Here is a 22,046-nt window from a genome sequence, read left to right as displayed (position 1 = left end):
GATTCGCTCGGCAAGCCTCGGTCAACGGTCCTCCTGTGTCGCGGACGTCCGGGCGTGCGGATGCCCTCACCAGACTGCCATTCTCCGGATCGGCCGGTGGTGAATTGCCCGGCCCTCGGATTCACAGCCGATCCCCATCGACCTCGCCCAGCCTGCGCAGGTCATCGGGGGTGTCCACGTCGTCGGCGGCGGCCTCGTACCCGCGCACCTCGGTGGGGTGCAGCGGGCCGAGCAATTCCCGCAGCGATGCACCGTGCCAGTCGGTGCGCTGCCGCACCGCGGCGGCCAGCGGGCCGAGACGCCAGACGCCGATCAGCCACTGCCGCCTCCCCTGCCCGTCGACCAGCACCGCGCCGTGCTGACCGGCCGAGCGGCTGCTGAGCGCCGCACACAGCCGGCTGATCGCGGCGACATCGAGCGCCGGCAGATCTGCGGCGAGCACGGCCACCGGGGCGTCCGGCGGCAGATCGCCGGGGAGCCCGGCGACGCCGGCGGCGACGGCCGCGGCCGGGCCGCCGCCGGGTGGGTCCTCCCGGACGACGACGACCCCCGCCGGCACCGCGCGGGCCGGCCCGACCAGCACCGTCGGCACCCCGTCGACCGCACCGAGTGCGACCTCGAGCAGGGTCCGGTCACCGATCCGCAGGGCCGGCTTGTCGACGCCGCCGAGCCGGCGGCCGCCCCCGCCGGCCAACACGATGGCTGCCGCCGGCCGATTCGTCACGCCCAGGATTATCGTCCGGCGGTCGGGGTGACCTGGCTGGGCGGTCGCCGTCAGCCGGGCCGCACCGCGCCGATGTAGCCGTCCCAGTACATGGTGGAGATCTTCACGTAGCTGCCCGAATTCGGCGCCTCGACGATCTGGTTGTTGCCGATCCAGATGGCAACGTGGTGGATCGTGCTCGGGCTGGACGTGTTGTTGGCGAAGAACACCAGGTCACCCGGCTGCAGGTTGCCGCGCGAGATCTTGTTCGACTGGCCGGTGTACTGGTAGACGGAGTAGTGCGGCAGGTACACACCCACCTGCGCCCACGCGTAGAGCGCCAGGCCGGAGCAGTCGAAGCCGACCTTCTTGTAGTCGCCGTACCGGTCGGCCACCCCGCCGTCCCGGATGCCCAGCGTCGGCCCGTCGTAGTCGCCGCCGCCCCAGGCGTAGGTGGTGCCCAGCCACTGCATCGCGGCGTTGACCACCTGCTGACCCCGCGACGACGAGTTCCCCGACGACGAGGACGTGGACGAGGAGTAGGACACGGCCTGCGCCGCCGCCACCGTGCCCTCGCAGGCAATCCCGTTGTTGTTGGGATCGAGGGCAGCCCGGTACCCGGCCGACCCGCGGTTGATCGGGGCCACGCCGGCGGCCCGGGCGTCGTCGCAGTTCGCATAGAAGGGTTCGGAGCTGGCCTGCCCACCGGAGCCGGACGAGCCGCCGTCGCAGGCCATGCCGTTGTTGTTCGGGTCGAGTTCGGACCGGTAGGCCGGGTCGTCGCGCGGGATCGGTCCGCGGCCGGCCGCGCGCGCGTCGTCACACGTCGCGAACACCGGTCCCGCGCTGTTGTTGGCCGCTTCCTGCGCCGCGCGGGCAGCCTGGTTCGCGGCCTCCTGGGCGGCGGACTGGCGCTCCGCCTCCGCCTCCGCGGCGGCCTGCGCGGCAGCGGCGTCGGCCGCCGCCTGGGCCGCCGCGGCCTGCCGGGCGGCCTCCTGCCGGGCCGCTTCCTCCGCCGCCTGCCGGGCAGCCGCCTCGGCCGCCTGCCGCGCCGCTTCCTCGGCAGCCTTGCGGGCGGCCTCTTCCTCGGCCTGCTTCTGGGCCAGCCACTGGTTGTACTGGTCGCGTTGGTTCTGCAGGCCGGCGACGGTGGCCAGCGCCGCCTGGTAGTCGTTCTGCTGCTGGTCGTGACGGGCCTGCAGGGAGGCGAGCTGGTCCTGGCCCGACTGCAGCGCGTCGGCCGCATCCTGCCGGGCCTGGTCGGCGGCAACCCGGGCCTCGTCGGCCCGGGCCCGGGCGGCGTTCGCCGCGTCCGATGCCGCGCGGGCGGCGGAATCCAGGTTGGCCTTGTGCGTGCGGGTGGCTTCCAGGTTGCTCATGGCGTTGAGCTGCGAGCCCGACATCTGGCCGAGCAACTCCTGGCGCTGCAGGATCTCGCCGGCGCTGCCGGCGTCCCAGTACGCGGACAGCGAGCCGAGCACGGAACCCTGCCGGAACGAGGCGGCCGCGAAGGCTGCGGCCTTCTCCTTGGCCTCGGTGACCGCCTGGTCGGCGCCGGTCACCTCATCCCGCGCGTGTTGGGCGGCCGATGCTGCCGCCGCGGCGTCGGATTCTGCGACATCGAGGTCCACCCGGGCCTTGTTGGCCAGCTCGGCCTTCATCTCCATGTCATTCTGCAGCCGCTGGATCTCGCCCTCGGTCTGGGCGACCAGGCCGGCCAACCGGCCGACCTCGGCGGCGGAGGCCGCGGCGTCGTTCTGACTCTGCTGGATCTGCCCGTCGGACGGATTGTCCGGTGGGGGCGGCACGGCGTCGGTGGGCATCGCGCTGCCGAGCAGCAGCCCGGCAACCAGGGCGGCGGCCACGGTGAGCCGGAGCGCACCCGACCGGTGACCGAACGCCGTGATGAGATGGGCACCCGTCGACCGGCTATGGGGACGCCAGGCAACCTGCGGGCGAGCACGCACCGGCACGACGTCACACCTCCCTCATGATGGCCGCGATCAACGGCGACACCTTAGGCCGGACGGATCCGGCGACAACTGTCAAGACGACACGCCAGGAGCACCATGCCACTTCCATCCCCCTATTGACCAGTGGTCACGGCAAACACTTGAGTCACAGAATCCGCAAACCGGACATTATTCCCCATAACGGCAGCTGAATTGTCACCCGTCCCCCGCGCAGGGGGCAGCTCGTCGCGTCCGGGAGACTGGTCCGATGGCCCAGTTCGACGCCGCGACCGAGCAGCCGGAGGCACGACACCGCCTCCTGCAATGGCGAATCGCGCAGTGTTGGCTCGCCGGCGCGGGCCTTGCCCTGGCCCTCGCCGGCTCCTTCCTGCCGTGGGTCATCTCGGGCGCGGTGTCCCGGTCGATCTACGCGATCGCGGGGGTCGTCGACCGGCTCGGCATCGCCGGCAGCGGACCGGTGGCCGCGGCACTGGCCTCCTTGCCATTGATCGCAGCACTGTGCTTCGTGCCGGTCATCGCCGCGGCGTTCCGGTGGTGGCGATGGGCCGGCGCCTTCTCGATCCTGATCGGGCTCGTCATGTCCGTGCTGTCGCTGGGCATACTGGCGCTCGCGCTGGGCAAGGTGGGCCTGACGGTGCGCCTGGACCCGCTCGGACCGAGCGTGATGGCCGCCGGTGGCCTTCTCCTGATCGGTGGCGGCGCGTGCTTGATTTTCGGTAACAGTTCACCCATCCGCCGCAGAGACGGTCGATCTGTCGGCCTAGTTGCGTCATGATGATGAGCGGGGGGTGCAACCAAATGACTGAGACCCACGTCACATCGTCATGGGTTCGGGGGATGTCCGAACGAGTGCGCCGGATGCTCCTGAACCTGCGGCCCTGACCGGGCCGGGCACGCTCGGACCGGTCGCGTCGCGATCGTCCACCATGTACCGGCGGAACCGGGATCGGATGTCCCCGGTGCGTCGACACCGATGTCAGATCCTTCCGGCTGACGAATCTCCGGACAGGCTCATAGAAGGGATGCACGCGTAATGAGCGAGCACGGCGGACCTCAAGGTCCCGCTCAGGGTCGGCCGGCGGGCGGGCCACCACCGGGATGGCAGCCTCCGAACGGGCCCCAGGGGTGGCCGCAGCCGGGGCCGGGCGGCAACCCGCCGCAGCAGGGCGGCGGCTACGCCGGCCCGCCGAGCGGACCGCAAGGCTGGCAGCAGCCGCCGGCCGGACCGCAGGGGTGGCAGCAGCCGCCGCCGACGGGACCGCAGGGCTGGCAGCAGCCGCCCACCCAGACCTTTCCGCCGCAGGGGCCCGGCGGGCCCGGCGGGCCCGGTCAGCCGTGGAACGTGCAGGGTCCGTCCGGCGCCGAGCCGCCGAAGAAGAGCAAGGCCCCGCTGATCATCGCGCTGGTCGTGGTGGTCGCCCTCGTCGCCGCTGCCGGCGTGTGGTTCTTCGCGTTCCGCAATCAGAACAGCACGGCTGCGGGTGGTGGCGATACCGGGCAGAGCACACCGGAGCAGTCCGTCACGGCGCTGTTCTCGACCCTGAGCAACTCGGACCCGATCGGCCTGGCCGACCAGCTCGATCCGGCCGAGGCGTCCCTGTTCACCGACCTGAACACCGACATCATCGGCGAACTCAAGCGCCTCGAGGTGCTGAAGTCGGACGCATCGGTCGACACCCTCACCGGTACCAAGATCACGGTCAAGGACCTGGGCTTCGCCGGCGACCCCGAGGTGATCAACGACCACCTGCAAATCGTCAAGCTCAATGCCGGCACCATCACGGTCGAGAGCAACGCGAGTGACTTGCCGCTGTCGGACTCGTTCAAGAGCACGTTCGGATCGGAGCTCGACCAGGTACAGCCGCAGTCGCAGACGGTGAACATCGCCGACGAGGTCGCCAAGAACGGCGGCGAGCCGTTCCGGGTCGCCACCGTCCAGCGCGACGGCAAGTGGTACGTCAGCTTCTTCTACTCCATCGCCGACAACGCCACGCATGCCGCCGGCCTGCCCAACCCGACCGCCGCCGACGCCATCGCGGCGCAGGGCTCGGACAGCCCCGAGGACGCGGTCAACACGCTCATCGATGCCGCCACCAAGGGTGACCTGAAGACCATCATCGCCGTCACCCCGCCCGACGAGATGGGTGCCCTGCACGACTACGGCCAGCTCATCCTGGACCAGGCCGGCAGCGCCGGCAGCGACATGCAGGACCTGGGCTTCACCATCGACAACGTCACCTGGGACGTCTCCGACGTCACCGGCGGCAAGAAGGTGTCGATCAAGTCGCTCGACCTGACCATCGACGGCCAGACCGCGTCGATCGAGCGTGACCCGTCGGCCGGCTCGCTGACCGTCACCGCGGAGGGCCAGACCCTGACGATCGACGACTCGACGATCGACACCTACATCGCCCAGTACGCGGATGCGTCCTCCCTGGATCAGCAGGGCCTGGACATCATCAAGCGCGAGTTCAAGCAGCTCATCGGCCTGGGCCTGGTCACCACCGAGGTGGACGGCAAGTGGTACGTCTCGCCGGTCCGCTCCTTCGGTGACATCTTCACCTCGGTCCTCAAGGGCCTGGAGCCGGGCGACGTCGAGTACCTGGCGACCCTCGCCGGCAACTGATCGCACCGCCGGCACCGCCGGCATCCTCGAAGGGCCCCGGGCGCCAGTCGCCCGGGGCCTTTCGGCATCCCACCCCTGCGCCGACGTGCGCCGTACCCAGGTTCGGGGTGGAACATGCGTGTCGCGCAAGTCGGCGAGGGCGCGGCGCAACACGGCGGCAACGAAACTGCGGCAGGCTGTCCCGACCGGCGGCGCCACACCGATGCCGTTTGCGATCTATAGCAGGACAAGCGTACTGTTTGGAGACGAGGCCGTGCCGTCCCGGCGCCGGGCCCGGGGGTCGCGAGCCGGCCCGGGTGGCGACGGGAAACAATGGCCTCGGACCGCCCGCACCGCCGCCGGGCGCGCCCGCCGCCGCCCGGTAGCCGTACCGCCGCCAGCAAGGAGAGTTTCGTGCCTGCCCCCAGCAAGGACAGCTTCGCCGCCAAGGACACCCTGACCGTCGGTGACCAGAGCTACGACATCTACCGGATCACCGATCTGGCGGGTCTGGAGAACGCGGCCAGGTTGCCGTTCTCCCTGAAGGTGCTGCTGGAGAACCTGATCCGGACCGAGGACGGCGCGAACATCACCGCGGACCACATCCGCGCACTGGCCAACTGGGATCCGAGCGCCGAACCGGACGTGGAGATCCAATTCACCCCGGCCCGCGTCATCATGCAGGACTTCACCGGCGTGCCCTGCGTGGTCGACCTGGCCACCATGCGGGAGGCGATGGCCGACCTGGGCGGCGACCCGGACAAGATCAACCCGCTGGCGCCCGCCGAGATGGTCATCGACCACTCCGTCATCGCCGACGTCTTCGGCCGGGCCGACGCGTTCGAACGCAACGTCGAGTTGGAGTACCAGCGCAACCGCGAGCGTTACCAGTTCCTGCGCTGGGGGCAGACCGCGTTCGACGAGTTCAAGGTCGTCCCGCCGGGCACCGGCATCGTGCACCAGGTCAATATCGAGCACCTGGCCCGGGTGGTCATGTACCGGAACGGGATCGCCTACCCGGATTCGTGCGTCGGCACCGACTCGCACACCACCATGGTGAACGGCATCGGTGTGCTCGGCTGGGGCGTCGGCGGCATCGAAGCGGAGGCCGCCATGCTCGGCCAGCCCGTCTCCATGCTCATCCCGCGCGTCGTCGGGTTCAAGCTGACCGGCGAGATCCCCACCGGCGTCACCGCCACCGACGTCGTGCTGACCATCACCGAAATGCTGCGCAAGCACGGCGTCGTCGGGAAGTTCGTCGAGTTCTACGGGGCCGGTGTCGGCCAGGTGCCGCTGGCCAACCGGGCCACCATCGGCAACATGAGTCCCGAGTTCGGCTCCACCGCCGCGATGTTCCCGATCGACTCGGAGACCACTGATTACCTCACGCTGACCGGCCGGCCGGCCGAGCAGGTCGCCCTGGTCGAGGCGTACGCCAAGGCCCAGGGCCTGTGGCACGATCCATCGTCCGAGCCGGCCTTCTCCGAGTATCTCGAGCTGGACCTGTCGACGGTGGTGCCATCCATCGCCGGCCCGAAGCGACCGCAGGACCGGATCGCGCTGTCCGACGCCAAGGGCTCGTTCCGCAAGGCCGTGCACGACTACGTCGTCAACGGCGCGGCGGCCCCGGAGACCAAGCTGGACGAGGCCGTCGAGGAGTCCTTCCCGGCCAGCGATCCGGCGTCGGTCAGCGCCGTCCATGCCGAGGAGGACGCCAACGAGGCGGTCGTCGCCGCACTGCATTCCGCGGCCAACGGCGCCAGCGGCCGGCCGTCCAAACCGACTCTGGTCGAGTCCGCCGAGTTCGGCACCTTCGAACTGGATCACGGCGCCGTCGTGATCGCCGCGATCACCTCCTGCACCAACACCTCCAACCCGTCGGTCATGCTCGGCGCCGCGCTGCTGGCCCGCAATGCGGTGAACAAGGGCCTGACGGTCAAACCGTGGGTGAAGACGACCATGGCACCGGGCTCGCAGGTCGTCACCGACTACTACAACAAGGCGGGCCTGTGGCCCTACCTGGAGAAGCTCGGCTACAACCTGGTCGGCTACGGGTGCACCACCTGTATCGGCAACTCGGGCCCGCTGCCCGATGACATTTCCGCCGCGGTGAACGAGGCGGACCTGACCGTCGTCTCCGTGCTCTCCGGCAACCGGAACTTCGAGGGCCGGATCAATCCTGACGTCAAGATGAACTACCTGGCCTCTCCCCCGCTGGTCATCGCCTACGCGCTGGCGGGCACGATGGACTTCGACTTCGACGAGCAGCCGCTTGGTCGCGATTCCGACGGCAACGAGGTGTTTCTGAAGGACATCTGGCCGACCCCGCAGGAGATCCAGGAGACGATCGGCGCGGCCATCAACCAGCAGATGTTCGCCGCCAGCTACGCCGACGTGTTCGACGGCGGGGAACGGTGGAAGTCGTTGCCCACGCCCGAGGGCAAGACCTTCGAGTGGGATTCCGAATCGACCTACGTCCGCAAGCCCCCGTACTTCGACGGGATGCCGGCCGAGCCGGCGCCGGTCACCGACATCAGCGGGGCCCGCGTGCTGGCGAAACTGGGCGACAGTGTCACGACCGATCACATCTCGCCGGCGGGCGCGATCAAGGCCGACACCCCGGCCGGTCAGTATCTGACCGAACACGGCATCACCCGCAAGGACTTCAATTCCTACGGCTCCCGCCGCGGCAACCACGAGGTGATGATCCGCGGGACATTCGCCAACATCCGGTTGCGCAACCAGCTCCTGGACGACGTGCAGGGCGGCTACACCCGCGACTTCACCCAGGACGGTGCGCCCCAGGCATTCATCTACGACGCATCGCAGAACTACCAGGCGGCCGGCATCCCGCTGGTCGTGCTGGGCGGAAAGGAGTACGGCTCCGGCAGCTCGCGCGACTGGGCAGCCAAGGGCACCGCGCTGCTCGGGGTGCGCGCGGTCATCACCGAGTCGTTCGAGCGGATCCACCGGTCGAACCTGATCGGCATGGGCGTCATCCCGCTGCAGTTCCCGGAGGGTGAGTCGGCCAAGTCGCTCGGCCTGGTCGGGGACGAGACCTTCGACATCTCGGGGATCACCGAACTGAACGAGGGCCGGACCCCGCGGACGGTGACGGTCACGGCGACCAAGCCGGGCGCCGACGCGCCGTCGGTGACGTTCGACGCCAAGGTCCGGATCGACACCCCCGGCGAGGCCGACTACTACCGCAACGGCGGCATCATGCAGTACGTGCTGCGGAGCCTGCGCGCCGGCTCGGCCTGACCCACCCGGTGCCCAGGGTCAGTCCCGATCGCCTGCAGGCCCGGCGGCAGCAGATCCTCGACGGCGCCCGCGCCTGTTTCGCCCGGCACGGTTACGAGGGCGCGACGGTGCGGGTGCTGGAGGAGGAGATCGGCCTGTCCCGCGGGGCGATCTTCCACCACTTCGCCGACAAGGAGGCGCTGTTCCTGGCCGTCGCCGAGCAGGACGCGGCGGCCATGCGGCACACCGTCGCCGAGCACGGCCTGGTGCAGGTGATGCGGGAGATGGTCGCCGCGCCGGACGCCAAGCGGATCGGCACGCAGCTGGAGGTCGCCCGCCGGCTGCGCACCGACCCGGCGTTCCGGGCGGCCTGGCAGCCGCAGCAGGCCTCGCTGGAGTCGGCGGTCCGGGACCGGCTGCGGCATCAGCGGCAGCTCGGCGCGCTCCGAGCCGATGCCGAGATCGACCAGGTGGCCGGCTATCTCGAGCTGGTCATGGAAGGGTTGACCGCGCATTTGGCCGCCGGGTTGCCGGCCGACCGGTTGGATCGGGTGCTCGACCTGGTCGAAGTGTCGGTCCGGCAGGGCTGACTCCACACCAACCCTGATCGCGCGGATCATCTGCGCCGGCGCGGCCGAAGACGTTCGCTTCTGTCCCTTCCGCCACATTCCGTGTCAGTTGATCCGCGCAGACGAGGCGGCCTGCCGGATCGACCGCGCTTGCCCGAAATATCCGGTTGCCGGTTCGGCGCCGCCGCGCCCACCATTGACCGACATGGGGTGTGGCGGGGGTCACGCCGGCGTTGCCCGGGGCCGACCTGGTCGACGCAGAGGTCAGGACACGGGGGTCGCGATGCCGCTGAAGAACTACGGGGTGCTGGTCGGGCGCGTGGTGGACGCACGCCGGGAAGGTGGCCAGGACACGCCGCACTACCAGATAGAGGTCGACGGCGGCGGGACCCGCTTCCGCGTCGCGGTCAATGTGCTGTCACAGCTCGCTCCCTCGGAGCTGTTGTTCCTGGCGGACGAGAAGTTCGACCACCCCCTGCTGCCGGGCCTGGCCGGGTTGCCCGACGGCTTCACGGCGATCGTCCGGGCTCCCGGCGGCGCCGCGCTCGACTACATCCGGGCCAACCTGTTCGACCGGACGGCCCTGCGGGCGTTGCCGGCCACCGAACCCGGTCCGGACAACGACCTGGCGGACAGCCTGGATCACTACGTGCACCGCGCGCTCGGTGACCCCGACGCCCGGATCTATGCCTTCGGCGAGCGTTGGGGGCCGGAGAACGGCAAGCCGGACAAGGTGTTCGGCTTCACGCCCGGCAACGGCGTGCACGACATCCACATGAACCAGGGCAATTCCGGACCGTTCACGACCGACGACGGGGTCTGGCAGGACGGTGGCCTGATGCTGCACTTTCCCGGCGCACAGCAGTGGGTCGGCGTGTTCCTGGCCTTCCAATCCCAGGCCTGGCACACCGATGACGTCACCGGTCACGGCACCGACCTCGTCGTCGAACCCGACCACATTCTCAGCATCGTGGGCGCGTTGATCAACCCGGTGGGGCCGGCCCCCGAGACCGAGACGGTCACTTTGTTGAACTCCCGGCCCGATGCGATCGACCTGACCGGTTGGGCGCTGCTGGACCGCCTCAAGAACCGGATGCTACTGCCGGCCCAGTCGGTCCCGGCCGGTGAGACGATCCGGATCGTGGTCCAACCGCCCACCCAGCTCGGCAACGGAGGCGGTCTGATCACGGTGGTCGACGCGGCCGGCGCCAAGGTCGACGGGGTGTCGTACACCAGGGATCAGGCGAGCCGGGAAGGCTGGACCGTCGCATTCTGACGAGGGTCCGACGAACCTGACCCTGACCCGATGTGACCGATCCGATACGGTCGGGCTCGTGTCGACGAGTCGTCGGGTCTTCCTGAGCCACACGTCGGAATTCGCCGAGTACCCCCACTCGGGGTCCTACGTTCAGGCAGCGATGAAGGCTTGCAGTCGTGAGGGGTTCGTCCCCGGCGACATGTCCCTGTGGTCGGCATCGAACAATCCGGCCGCCGATGAGTGTCGGGAACGGATGGCCGAGGCCGACGTCTACGTGGGCATCATCGGATTCAGCTACGGAAGTCCCGTTCGCGACGAACCAACGCATTCCTACACCGAGCTCGAGTACGAGGAGGCCCGCGCCCGGGGAATTCCGACCCTCGTTTTCCTGCTCGCCGAAGAGAACGACATGCCATTCGGCCTGGCCCGCGGCAACTGGAGATACACCGACCGGCAGGAAGCGTTCCGACAACGCCTGTGCGACGACGACCTGGTGATCGCGACCTTCAAGAGCCCGGACGCGCTGGACAACGTCATCGGCCAGTCGCTACGCAAGTTGCCGCCACCGACAATTCCCCGGCCGGCGGCCCGTCAACGTCTCACACCGTTCATGGCTCGCCAGATCCCGGACAACCGGGTCGAGCGCCCGGCCCTGGCCGAGATCTGCTCCCGCCTGCAGACAATTGTCGATCGACTCGACGGCGAGAACACGACTTCCGGTCCCGCCGTCGCCGCGCTGGTGGGTCCACCCGGTTTCGGCAAGACCGTCCTGGCCGACTGGTCCGCGCATCGGCTCCGATCCGCGTTTCCGGACGGAGTGCTGCGTATCGAGCTGGGTCAGGAACCCACCGACCAGGAACTGATCTCCTGGCTCGCCGACCTTTCCCGGGTCTTCCAGAGTGAATGCCCGGTGTTTGCCACGCCCGTCTTCGCGGCCCGGCACCTGGCCGAGGTGCTGTCGAACCGCCGGGTCCTGTTGATCGTCGACGACCTGTGGCGCAAGGCCGATCTCGCGCCATTCCTGCAGCTCGGACCGGCGACGGTGCTGTTGATCACCACGCGGAATCCACAGGTACTGCCGGACGGAATCGAACCGACCGTGGTGAAGGCATTCCGGGAGGGCACCACCCGGCAAGTGCTCAGCCACGGGTTCGACGATCCCGCGATGGACTGGGCGGATCTCGCCGCGCGAACAGGTGGTTGGCCGCTGCTCGCCGGCCTGGTCAACGGAGTCCTCCAGGCCGAGGTCAAGGCCGGGGCTCCACTCGAGGCCGCGGCCGACGAGCTGGCTCGCACGCTGGCGTCCGGTGGTCCGGCCGCGCTGGACACCGCCGACCAGGGTGATCGTGACCGCGCGATCACCGCGACGGTGGAACTCAGCCTGAACCAGCTTCAGCAAACCCATGGCGACACTGCCGCCGGCCGGTTCATCCAGCTCGCCATCTTTCCGGAAGGCGTCGACATCCCACTGGAGCTGCTTGCAGTGTGGTGGAGGGAGGCGTTGCTCGACGTCCGCGCGCTGGCCCGCACTCTGCTGGGCATGTCGTTGATCGAGAGCTACCACGCCGGAGCCGCGACCATCCGGGTTCACGATGTGTTGCGCGACTACTCGATTCGCTCCGCTCGGGCACCTGCGGCATGGGCCGCGACCCACGCCGCGTTCCTGGCCATGCACCGCCCGTCCGGTGGCTGGGCCGCCTTGCCCGACGAGGCCGAGTACCTGTTGCGTTGGGTGCCGCTGCACCTGTCACGCGCCGGCGACCACCTCGATCTGACCAGAACCGTCTGCGACGCAAAGTTTCTCGCGCGCAAGGCAGACATCGTGGGGTTGCCGGCCGTGCTGGACGACCTGGCCCTGCTGGAGGACCCACTCGCTGAGGATCGTCTTGCCTGGTTCCGGCGGTGGAGCCACCTGTTGCGGCGCCTGTCCGGTCCAGGGAATCTCGCCGCGACGCTGATGGCGCGCCCGGATGCGGCGAAGTATCTCAGCCGGACGTCACCGGAAGCGGCCGCACCCGCGATGGAGTATGCGCCGGGATGGGATTGCCCGGAGTCGGGTGATCGATCCCTGGAACGGGTCCTCGGTACCCATCGATTGAGGGTCCAGACGTGCGCCTGGTCGGCCGACGGACAACGGCTGGCCAGCACGGGCGGTGACGGTGTGCTGCGGGTGTGGGAGATCGACGGTCGCACCGCGCCCACGGTGCGGGACACGGATGGCTGGATCGTGACCGTGGCCTGGGCGCCGAACGGAACCCGGTTGGCCTTCGGCGACGATGACGGCGGCGTGTACATCTGGTCGCCGAACGGCGCGGACCCGCCGATCAGCCTCGGCCGACAGGCCCTCGGAATCCGGGTCCTCGCCTGGTCACCGGACGGTCGTCACCTGGCCGGCGGCAGTGACGACGGAGTACGCGTGTGGAACCACAGCTCCGGCCGCGAGGTGGCCGCGCTGACCGGTCAACGCGGCTGGGTACGAGCGCTGGCCTGGTCACCTCGTCACAGTGACCAACTCGCTTGTGCCTTCGACGACGGAACCGTCGTCCTCTGGGCCCCGGCCCGGCCGACCCGATCACTGCGCGAGCTGGGCCGGCATCCCGGCGGCGCGTTCGCGCTGTGCTGGTCGGACAACGGCACCCGCCTGACCACCGGTGGCCACGACGGGGTAATCCGAATGTGGGTGGTGGACCGGCGAAGCGATGCCATCCTGCGGGCGAGGATCGACAGCTCGATCCATGCGCTGGCCTGGTCGGCCGACAATCGGGTCCTGGCCAGCGGCGCCGACGACGGCACGGTTCGCCTCCGGAGCGTCAACGGGCAGGGACAGTTCATCGGACTCGGGCGACACCGCGGTGGTGTCGCGTCCGTGGCCTGGCAACCGCACGGAGAGCTGCTGGCCAGCGGCGGCCTCGACGGCGATATTCGCCTGTGGCGGGTGGACCCGACGGCCGACGATGCCGCCGTCGGCAGTGGCCGGGATCCGGTCCGGTCCGTGGCGTGGTCGCGCGACGGGCGGTGGCTGGCCGGCGGAACCCGGCAGGGCGTGGTCACGCTGTGGCCGGCCACGGGTGGCGCCGGCATGATCGTCGGCACCGACCACGGTGAGGTCGAGGCGCTGACCTGGTCCCCTGACGGGCAATCGCTCGCCGTCGGCGGTGAGGACGAGCTGATCCACGTCCATTCGACGGGGGGCGGCCCGACGACGGCGTTATCGGCTCCGGGCGGAAGTACTCGCGCCCTGTCCTGGTCACCGGCGGCGAACTCCTCGCTGGCCTGCGTCGGCGGCGACGGCACGGTCCAGATCTGGCGTTTCGACGGCGGTGCGGCGATCGCCGACCGCCGAGCGGGCGAATCGAGCCGAGCAATCGCCTGGTCGCCGGACGGTCGGATGCTGGCGATCGGGGACGACGGGGGGCGGCTGACCCTTTGGAACGTCGGAATCGATGCCCGTCCGCGTCGACTGGGCAAGCATCCCGGGGGCGTGCTCGCGGTGCATTGGGATCCGCGCGGCGACCGGATCGTGACGGCCCACGCCGACGGCGCGATCCGCTGGTGGTCCACCGATACTGCGCCGCAGCCGCGGGATCTGGGCTGGCAGATGGACGGCGTCCAGGACCTGGCCTGGGCGGCGGACGGCTCCCGACTGATCGGCGTCGGCGTCGATGGCGTCGTGCAGGTGTGGACGGCCGCACTCGATCTCGCTCAGGGCGATCCGCAGTGCGCGATCGCCGTGGACGGGTCCCTCTTCGAGGGCGCGGCGCACCCGAACGACGCCCGGGTCGCCGTCGCCGGCTCTCACGGGGTCTATGTCATGGACCTGACCGGGCCGGGGCGGCGTACCGACGCAATGAGAGCCGCTGCCACCCAACGATCATCACGGACAACGACCGATTCTCTGATGGCGGCGCCCGTACCCGGGACTGATCCGTTCTTCGACCGCGCCGAGGAGTCGGCCCGGGTCGACGACGCTGTCGACCTCCTCGACGGCGCGGAGCGCCGGATGGTCGTGTTCGAAGTTTTCGGGATCGGTGGGATCGGCAAGTCCCGCTTTCTCCGGCAGACTTTGGATCGGCTGGCCACTCGCTCGCGTCGCCCCGTCGCCATGGTCTGGGTGGCCTTGGACGACGAGGCGTCGTCGACGCCGGTCGGGCCGCTCACGGCGATCCGCGGACAACTCACCTTCGACTGCCCATTGTTCGACACCGCAATGGTGCGGTACTGGGCCGGCATGGATCGGCCCGGCCTGCCGGACCTGCCCGCCGATTCGAGCAGCGCACTTGACCTCGCGCGTCCAGATCCGACCGACGCGCATCCGATCCCACTCCCGGCCGACTTCGGCCGGCAGGTATTCGATTCCCTGAAGCCGAGGACCAGGCAGCTCGGTTACCGTTCCGACGAGTTCGCACTCATCGATGAACAGCGCGCGGAACCGGACCAGCTGCACCGGCGCCTGCCCGAGCTGCTCGGCACCGACATCGCCCGGCGCATGCGGAATCCCGCCGCCCGTCGGGTCGTCGTCTGCTACGACGGATACGAGCGCCAGTCGGCGAATACGATCGCCGATCATGCGCCGTGGCTACAGCGACTGTTGCTGACCGTCGATGCCGGGGTGCACCTGATCGCCGGCCGGGAGCGACTCGGCTGGGAGGGCGGCCAGTTCGGTGACCGGCTGCGGTCCATCGAACTCCGTGGGCTGCCGGAGGCGGAGTGCCGCCGGATGATCCGCCGGGACCTGGGCGACCTGGACCGCGAGGTCGAGGACCACCTCATCCAAGCCTCCGGGAACGTGGCCTTCAATGTCCGTGCCCTGATCCATGTCTGCCGCGAAGAGATGCACCGACGCGGTCACGTGCGGATCGATCGATTGCCCGCCGGGCCGCCGGCCGTGGTCGACCACTTCCTGGACCATCTGCCGAGCGGGAGCCGCACGCTCGCCCAGATGCTGGCCGCCGTCCAGTACTTCGATGAGTCGTTGTTCGAATACGTCGCCGGCGAGATCGGACCGTCCACCGGCACCATGGCCATGGCCGACTTCGCCGACTGGTTCTTCGTGGCGGAGGTCGGTGGCGGCGTCTACAAGACACACGATCTCCTGACGACGGCGGTTCGGCAGGCCGGCCGAGTCGACCGTCGCACGTCCGACACCTTGCGTCACGCAGCCCGGCACCTGGTGGTTCGCACCCGGGAGCTGCCGCAGATCGGGGCCGAGTGGATGCCCCAACTGTTCCACGCCTTGGTCGAGGGTTGGCAGGCCATGGAGGACGTGCCGCAGACCGACACCGAGCAGCTGATCGACATCGGTTACCAGCTGTACGACGCGGGCCAATGGCGTGGGCTCAGGCAGTTGCCGGGACAATCCGAAGCCTCTCAACAACCCGCCAAAGTGGTTGCCCGCTACTTTGCGGCGCTGTCGACCCGGCGCGTTGACGGCCCGGTTCGCGGGCTGGAGTTGCTGGACACCCTGCAACCGCTACGTCAGGTCCTGGGCCGACATGCCGCGTCGTTCGACATCGAGCGGGCTTATCTTGGAGAATTGCGCGGGGACTACGCCTTCGCGCGGCAGGAGTTCGCCCGGCTCAACGCCGAAGCGGATCCGTTTGACCCCTCCCGGCGGGATCACATCCGGGCACGCCTGTACCACGCGGACATGCTGATCATGGACGGCGCATTCGGCAAGGCCAATCAATTGCTCGCCGAGGCCTACGACTTGCTCGAGGCAGGATCGCTTCTCGACCGGGCCGAGCTGATGCGCCACCGGGGCCACGCCTACCGGTTCGCGCTCCAATTCGCCGCCGCCGAGTCGTGCTACGAACGCGCCTTGCTGGAGGCCCAGGAATCGCCGAGCATGTCAGCCAAGCTGCGCACCAACCTCGCCGAATCACGCTGCTGGCACGACCCCGACGCTGCGGCCGAGGACGCACGATCGGCGATCGAGCTCAACGGCCGGCTGGACAGCAAGATCGAGATCGCCAAGGCCCAGGCCGCCCTGGCCGTGGCGCTCGCCCGGATGCCGGTTCCCGATATCGACGGGGCCAGGAGCGCCTGCGACCTCGCGATGACTCTGTCGGAAAAGGTCACCTACCCTGCGGGTTCCTGCTTCGCCCTGCAGGCGCTGGTCGTCGTGGATCTCGCCGGGGGCTCGCCGGAATCGGCCGACCGGGCCGATTCGGCCTTGCGGCAACGGCTGGGTGACCTGGACACCTACGGGCATCTGTCGGTGCTACCGGCGTGGCTCCGGGGTGACGGCGACGCCGTCCGGGCCCGCGCGCACCACTTCCGCGACATCCGGCGCTCATCCCTGCAGACCCGACTCGCGCTCATCGGCCCCGGTCCCGCCGACATCGATGATCACCTTGGCTGACCCGGGCGCGGCCCCGCACTCGAGGACGGCGGAGAGGTCGGCCAACGGTCGGATGTCCAGCAGCGCATCCCATTCGGGGGTCCAGTGCTGCTCCAGGAGCTCCACGCTCGCGCCCAGATTGGCTCGCTCGCCGTTGAGATAGCTGAAACTCACGGTGATGTCGGTGCGAATGGCAAGGAGGAAACCGGCGTCCGTGCCGTCCGGCAGGTGCGACATGGTGCTCAGCCGGGCTCCGGGGCCGGCACTCTCGCACGCGGCCCGCAGGCCGCCGACGGTGCCGGATGCGTCGATGACGACGTCGTAGTGCCCGGCCGGCGCGGTGATCGCCCGTCCTACCGGCGTGACCGCCCGGCCGAGCCGGTCCAGCCGAACCTGGTCGGCGTCGACGACGTCGAACGGCAGCGCCCACCGGTGTCGCAGCAGGAACGCCACGCACAGGCCGAGGCCGCCGGCCCCCACGAGCAGGACCCGGTCCCGGTCCCGGGGTCGCACGTGCGCGACGGCATGCATCGCGCAGGACAGTGGCTCGGCCAGCGCGAGGTGCGGTGCCGGAGTCCGCGATGAACATGTCGTCAGATAGCCGGCATCGATGTCCAGCCGCTCGGCGAATCCGCGATTGCTGAACAACCCGACCTGCCCGTGCTCGCACAGGTGCGAATGGCCGCTCACGCACGCCGAACACGTCCCGCAACGGAAGTTCAGATCCGTCGTGACGACATCCCCGGGCGCCAGCGAGCCGACCCGGGACCCGAGCGCCTCGACGACTCCGACCCATTCGTGCCCCAGACTCTTGGGCAGCCGGGTCGACCGGGACCCGGAATAGTAGGAGCGATCGCTGCCGCACACCCCGCAGTAGGCGACCCGGACCCTGACCCAGCCGGGCGGCAACGCCGGCCGCGGACGGCATACCCGCTCGACGATCCCCGGTGCGGCCAGCACCCAGTGGGTGTCCACCATCTCCGGAACGGAATCGTCGGCCGCCATCAGGTACCGGCTTCTCCCTGCTGCCAGATGGCTTCGCTGAACGCTCGACCGGCCCGCACCAGCATATCGGTCGGTCCTTGTCGGCGAATGGCCGCGATCAATTCGGCGAGCCTGGGCATGTCGGATTCCTGCAGACCCACCCGCACGGCCGCACTCAGACCCAGCCGCAGGCCGAAACCCAGCGAGTACGGCAGCTTCCGGTAGTTGGTCAGCAGCCCGCACTGCTCCAGCGCTTCGAAGGTGGCGAACGCCCGTTCCCGGCTGCCCTCTCGAATCCAGACGTGGTGGGTGGGCACGGCGTCGCGCGGTCGCTCCACGGCCGGTACCCCGTTCTCGATCAGCAGGTCCTCCAGCAGCACCGCGCAGGCCAGCATCCGCTTCGAGTACGTCATCAGCCAGTCCGCCCGCCCCAGGGTGAGCGTGGCGGCGTAGGTGTTCGCGACGTGCATGTTCGAGACGTAGGTCGACACGCCGGCGAGCACCTGACGCCACCGCTCGTCGTCCTCCCGGGTCGCCAGCAGCGCCTTCTGCGGACCGGGAAAGTTCTTGTGCACGCTGGAGACCAGCAGATCGAAGCCGGCACCGAAGGGATTCGGATGATCACCGGCGATGATGTTCGACAGGTACTGCGACGCGTCGAAGATCGTCACGGCCCCGGACCCGGTCAGCGGTGCGAAGTCCTCGACGACCAGTCCCTCGCTACGATCGACGAACACGAAGTCGGGCGGATCCGTTTCGCACCGCGCGAGGGTGCGGTCCAGATCGACGCACATCGCCTTGTCGTCGACGGCCATCTGGGTAACCTCCAGTCCGAGCCGTTCCAGGATCCGGCTGCCGACGACATGGCCGCCCGCCTCGACCGGCAATTGCAGCACCCGCTGACCGGGCCGCGCGAGCCCCATGAACAGCACCGCGTGGGCCTGCAGACCGGACAGGAGCCGAAGGGTCGCGTCGGCCGCGCCCAGCGCGCGGGCCCACGCGGAATAGGCCAGACGGCTGTCCCGGGTGATATCGCCCCGGCCGGCGAACTGCATATCGGTACCAATTCGTTCCTCACGTGACCTTTGCTGATCCGTGTTGTAGAGGCCGTGTAGATATCCTGATGCAACGGCGATATCTTCTGGAAACGGGAAGTTCTCCACCGGATTGAGCACCAGTGTTGATCGCATTTGGGAGTCCTGACGCCTCAATGAGTCACGCAGGCACGAGGCCAGCTCATGTGCCGCCGTCAGACGGCTAAGGTTTGACTCATCCTTAGCGTCGGGCCGAACGAACGATCCGATCACTTGTACCCCCTCTCCGGGCAGAAGCACAACTGTCGACCATCAACAGCCTGTCACTCCCAGCCTAGACTCAGGTCAAGTTGGGTCCAAAGTATTGCCAGGAGGGACACCGTTCTTGCCTGCTGGCATCGGCTATGCTACTACTCCCGACCGGATCTACGTCCCGATCAGAGGGATGAGCACATCCGTGCAAATCCTAAGGAAACACCAAGTTCTTCAAGTTGACCACTATCGGTACGCAAGACGGATGTCGACAGCAATCTCAGCGGCACCGCGACAGCAACCAGGCTTCATCCGTCAGAAAGGAGTTGCGACGAGAGGGTCCTTACCCGGTAAGATGACCGAATGGCGACCGAAGTCTTCATCAGTTGGTCTGGCGAGCAGAGTCGAGGCATTGCTCGCATCCTGAAGCGGTCAATACGCGAGATCGTGCCTAAGGCGACCATTTTCATGGCGGACAGGTACACAGGGGTGGGCTCTAGGTGGAATATTGCCATCGCCGAACACTTAGATCGCTCCGATATCGGGATTTTTGTCGTCACCCCGGCCAACCTAAGGTCCCGGTGGCTGAACTTCGAAGCAGGCGCAATAGCGAAGCGCCTCAAGCGTGCCCAAGTGATTCCGCTCCTTGTAGGGATTGAGAATCGCGAGCTGACTGGCCCCCTCGCCGAATTCCAGGGCCTCGAGTGGTCAGGTCCATCATTTCACAGAATGATGAAGGTAATAAATAGGGCAACAGGATCACGAACCAAGAATTCGAGAGTAGCCAAGAGAGTGCGTTCGCGTTGGGCGAGGGTCAATCGGCGCGTTCTAGGGGTCCCTGGAGCCTTCGCGGAAACCAGCCCGCTGCGCTACCTGCTGGGCGATAGCGGACGGGGTGAACTCATCTCGCTTGTCTTTCCTATCTTCATTTCGACCAAAAATGACGGCAGCAATTCAATGGACGGCAGTAGCGGCCAATCATCGCCAACCCGCTTCGCGAAACCGGGCCAGCGCGCAGGCGGCGAGCACGTCGACGACATCAGACCGTCTGCGATGAATGATCTGCGTGCCCTTTGCACCGTTGCTGCAGCATTGAGCAAGGAGGGGGCGCATTGCAAGCCCGTTCCCGACGACGATGCTTTGAGATCCAGAGATGGTTCGCCTATGGTTTGCTTCGGCCTCACCACAAATCTGGTCACTCGGAGCTATTATCAGACGCCCGACAATGGTAGGGGTGACAGCAGTGTCCTCTTTGTCGCGAAGAGAGAAGCGGGAAAAGAGGTCGTTAAGGTCGGAGTTGATGCCCGCTCAAAGGATTACATCTACGACGACGACGAGTTTGACTATGGGATAATTGCCCGCGTAACACAGAATGGCGATATCGCAGGCAAGTGGTTGATCTGCGCGGGATTGGGTCCGACGGGAACAGAGGCTGCTGCCAACTATCTATGCCTCAATGCTACTTCGATTGCGCGTGAATTCGGGCTGCGCGATTTCGTAAGAATTGTGAAGTGCACCAAAGGGAATCCGCACGCAATCAGCTCAGACGATTCCGATACCGTGGTTGCGGATCGCATCTAGCCTCGCATCGTCGCCATGCCATGTTCAAGTGCAAACCTTCATTGACCAGTTTCGATATCGACTCCCATCCGATGCAAGCGGTGATATGAAGTGCCTGCCTCGACCGGAGCGAAAGAGGTGCAGAAATTGTCTGGAGCAGAAGATGAAATGGATCCGTCCACCACAGACGAACCCGTGCAGTCTCCGTTGTGCTTCGTGCTGATGCCCTTCGGCCGCAAGGCGGATACCAGCGGTACCACGATCAATTTCGACGACGTCTATCAGCAGCTCATCGCCCCGGCGGTACGGGCCGCCAATCTCGAGCCCATCCGGGCGGACGAGGAACTTGCCGGGGGCATCGTGCACAAGCCGATGTTCGAGCGGCTGATGCTGTGCCCCTATGCCGTGGCCGACCTGACCTTCGCCAACGCCAATGTGTTCTACGAGCTGGGCGTCCGCCATGCGGTGCTGCCCCACACCACGCTGCTGATCTTCGCCGGGGGAACGCTCCTTCCGTTCGACCTTGCCCTCGCCCGCGGCCTGTCCTACACCTTGGACCAGAGAGGAGTACCGGCCAAGCCTGTTGACGATGGACTGCTCATCACCGAACGGTTGGTCGACGCCCGGAACGCCGCCGTCGACAGCCCGGTCTTCCAACTTGTCGAGGGGTTCCCGGACATCTCGAGATTGAAGACCGACGTCTTCCGGGATCAGGTCCAGTACTCGGCGACCTGGAAGCACCGCCTCGCACAGGCGCGGGCGGACGGTTTGCCGGCGGTGCGGGCGGCAGAAGAGGCGCTCGGCAATCCGAAGGACGTGGAGAGCGGGATCATCATCGACCTGTTCCTGTCGTATCGGGCCGTCAAGGGTTACGACGAGATGGTCGCTCTGGCCGACCGGATGCCCCTCCCACTGGCCCGTACGGCCCTGGTGCAGGAGCAATTGGGCCTGGCACTGAACCGGCTCGGCGAGCGGACCAGAGCGGAAGCCGTCCTGCTCGACCTGATCAAGGAACGCGGTCCGAGCAGCGAGACCTACGGCATCCTCGGGCGCGTCTACAAGGACATGTGGGATGGCGCCAAGCGCGCCGGTCAGACGATCCGGGCCCGTGGACTGCTCGACCGGGCGATCGCCGCCTACCTCGCCGGGTTCGAGGCGGACTGGCGGGACGCCTACCCGGGCATCAACGCGGTGACCCTGATGGAGCTGGCCGACCCGCCGGACGAGCGCCGACACCAGGTCCTCCCGGTCGTGCGCTACGCCGTCGAACGACGGCTGGCGACCGCGGACGCCGACTACTGGGACTTCGCCACCCGCCTCGAGCTGGCCGTGCTGGCCAAGGACGAGCAGACCGCCTACCAGGCGCTGGCCAACGCGCTGGCGACTTCTCGCGAGGAGTGGGAGCGGGAATCCACGGCGAACAACCTGCGGCTCATCCGCGAGGCCCGTGAGCGCCGGGGCGACGACGAGCCGTGGGCTGCGCAGGTGGAGCAGGAGCTGCTGGCCCAGCAATGAATCCGGTCGG

General features: G+C 68.1%; 12 protein-coding genes. 8 read left to right on the top strand and 4 right to left on the bottom strand.

From position 1 onward, the window contains the following. Positions 1-121: 121 nt before the first annotated feature. Positions 122-724 carry a molybdenum cofactor guanylyltransferase gene (locus ACILSK_RS03975; protein WP_395725817.1) on the bottom strand — a complete coding sequence of 201 codons (603 nt, stop codon included), beginning with the start codon at positions 722-724 and terminating at the stop codon, positions 122-124. A gap of 50 nt (positions 725-774) precedes the next feature. Beyond that, positions 775-2,676 carry an excalibur calcium-binding domain-containing protein gene (locus ACILSK_RS03970; protein ID WP_395725816.1) on the bottom strand — a complete coding sequence of 634 codons (1,902 nt, stop codon included), beginning with the start codon at positions 2,674-2,676 and terminating at the stop codon, positions 775-777. A gap of 247 nt (positions 2,677-2,923) precedes the next feature. On the opposite strand from ACILSK_RS03970, the gene ACILSK_RS03965 reads away from it, so the two are divergent. From ACILSK_RS03965 to ACILSK_RS03940, 6 genes are all read left to right on the top strand, one after another. Then, entirely contained in the window at positions 2,924-3,451 is a 528-nt protein-coding gene (locus ACILSK_RS03965) for a hypothetical protein (RefSeq protein ID WP_395725815.1), read from the top strand. A gap of 258 nt (positions 3,452-3,709) precedes the next feature. Beyond that, positions 3,710-5,302: a hypothetical protein gene (locus tag ACILSK_RS03960; RefSeq protein ID WP_395725814.1), complete on the top strand. Its 1,593-nt coding sequence runs from the start codon at positions 3,710-3,712 to the stop codon at positions 5,300-5,302. 393 nt (positions 5,303-5,695) lie between these two features. Next, positions 5,696-8,545, top strand: a complete 2,850-nt coding sequence (locus ACILSK_RS03955; RefSeq protein ID WP_395725813.1) for an aconitate hydratase — start codon at positions 5,696-5,698, stop codon at positions 8,543-8,545. Between the two features lie 8 nt (positions 8,546-8,553). Further along, complete coding sequence (locus tag ACILSK_RS03950; RefSeq protein WP_395725812.1) at positions 8,554-9,114, top strand: TetR/AcrR family transcriptional regulator; 561 nt, start codon at positions 8,554-8,556, stop codon at positions 9,112-9,114. Between the two features lie 262 nt (positions 9,115-9,376). Then, complete coding sequence (locus ACILSK_RS03945) at positions 9,377-10,369, top strand: DUF2278 family protein (protein WP_395725811.1); 993 nt, start codon at positions 9,377-9,379, stop codon at positions 10,367-10,369. Between the two features lie 58 nt (positions 10,370-10,427). Beyond that, positions 10,428-16,712, top strand: a complete 6,285-nt coding sequence (locus tag ACILSK_RS03940; protein WP_395725810.1) for a DUF4062 domain-containing protein — start codon at positions 10,428-10,430, stop codon at positions 16,710-16,712. Here ACILSK_RS03940 and ACILSK_RS03935 read toward each other — a convergent pair. Continuing rightward, the gene (locus ACILSK_RS03935) at positions 16,644-17,696 is read right to left on the bottom strand and encodes an alcohol dehydrogenase catalytic domain-containing protein (protein WP_395725809.1); all 1,053 of its coding nucleotides are present in this window, start codon (positions 17,694-17,696) and stop codon (positions 16,644-16,646) included. The genes ACILSK_RS03940 and ACILSK_RS03935 overlap by 69 nt on opposite strands. After that, on the bottom strand, positions 17,696-18,865 hold the full coding sequence (locus ACILSK_RS03930) for a hypothetical protein (RefSeq protein WP_395725808.1): 1,170 nt from the start codon (positions 18,863-18,865) through the stop codon (positions 17,696-17,698). The genes ACILSK_RS03935 and ACILSK_RS03930 overlap by 1 nt, the downstream gene beginning before the upstream one ends. A gap of 459 nt (positions 18,866-19,324) precedes the next feature. Between ACILSK_RS03930 and ACILSK_RS03925 the strand changes: the two genes are divergently transcribed. After that, the gene (locus tag ACILSK_RS03925; RefSeq protein WP_395725807.1) at positions 19,325-20,542 is read left to right on the top strand and encodes a toll/interleukin-1 receptor domain-containing protein; all 1,218 of its coding nucleotides are present in this window, start codon (positions 19,325-19,327) and stop codon (positions 20,540-20,542) included. Between the two features lie 174 nt (positions 20,543-20,716). Continuing rightward, positions 20,717-22,036 (top strand): TRAFs-binding domain-containing protein, encoded by a 1,320-nt coding sequence (locus tag ACILSK_RS03920; RefSeq protein WP_395725806.1) that lies wholly within the window; start codon positions 20,717-20,719, stop codon positions 22,034-22,036. Positions 22,037-22,046: the final 10 nt, after the last annotated feature.

Source organism: Nakamurella sp., assembly GCF_044224575.1.
Taxonomy (GTDB): domain Bacteria; phylum Actinomycetota; class Actinomycetes; order Mycobacteriales; family Nakamurellaceae; genus Nakamurella.
Note: the sequence above shows the minus strand (reverse complement) of the source record. Positions and strands in the feature narration are given on the sequence as shown.

Excerpts from the sequence above, each read along its gene's own strand:
- ACILSK_RS03965 (WP_395725815.1), top strand. The coding sequence starts at position 2,924 with ATGGCCCAGTTCGACGCCGCGACCGAGCAGCCGGAGGCACGACACCGC.
- ACILSK_RS03960 (WP_395725814.1), top strand. The coding sequence starts at position 3,710 with ATGAGCGAGCACGGCGGACCTCAAGGTCCCGCTCAGGGTCGGCCGGCG.
- ACILSK_RS03945 (WP_395725811.1), top strand. The coding sequence starts at position 9,377 with ATGCCGCTGAAGAACTACGGGGTGCTGGTCGGGCGCGTGGTGGACGCA.
- ACILSK_RS03935 (WP_395725809.1), bottom strand. The coding sequence starts at position 17,696 with ATGGCGGCCGACGATTCCGTTCCGGAGATGGTGGACACCCACTGGGTG.
- ACILSK_RS03930 (WP_395725808.1), bottom strand. The coding sequence starts at position 18,865 with ATGCGATCAACACTGGTGCTCAATCCGGTGGAGAACTTCCCGTTTCCA.
- ACILSK_RS03925 (WP_395725807.1), top strand. The coding sequence starts at position 19,325 with ATGGCGACCGAAGTCTTCATCAGTTGGTCTGGCGAGCAGAGTCGAGGC.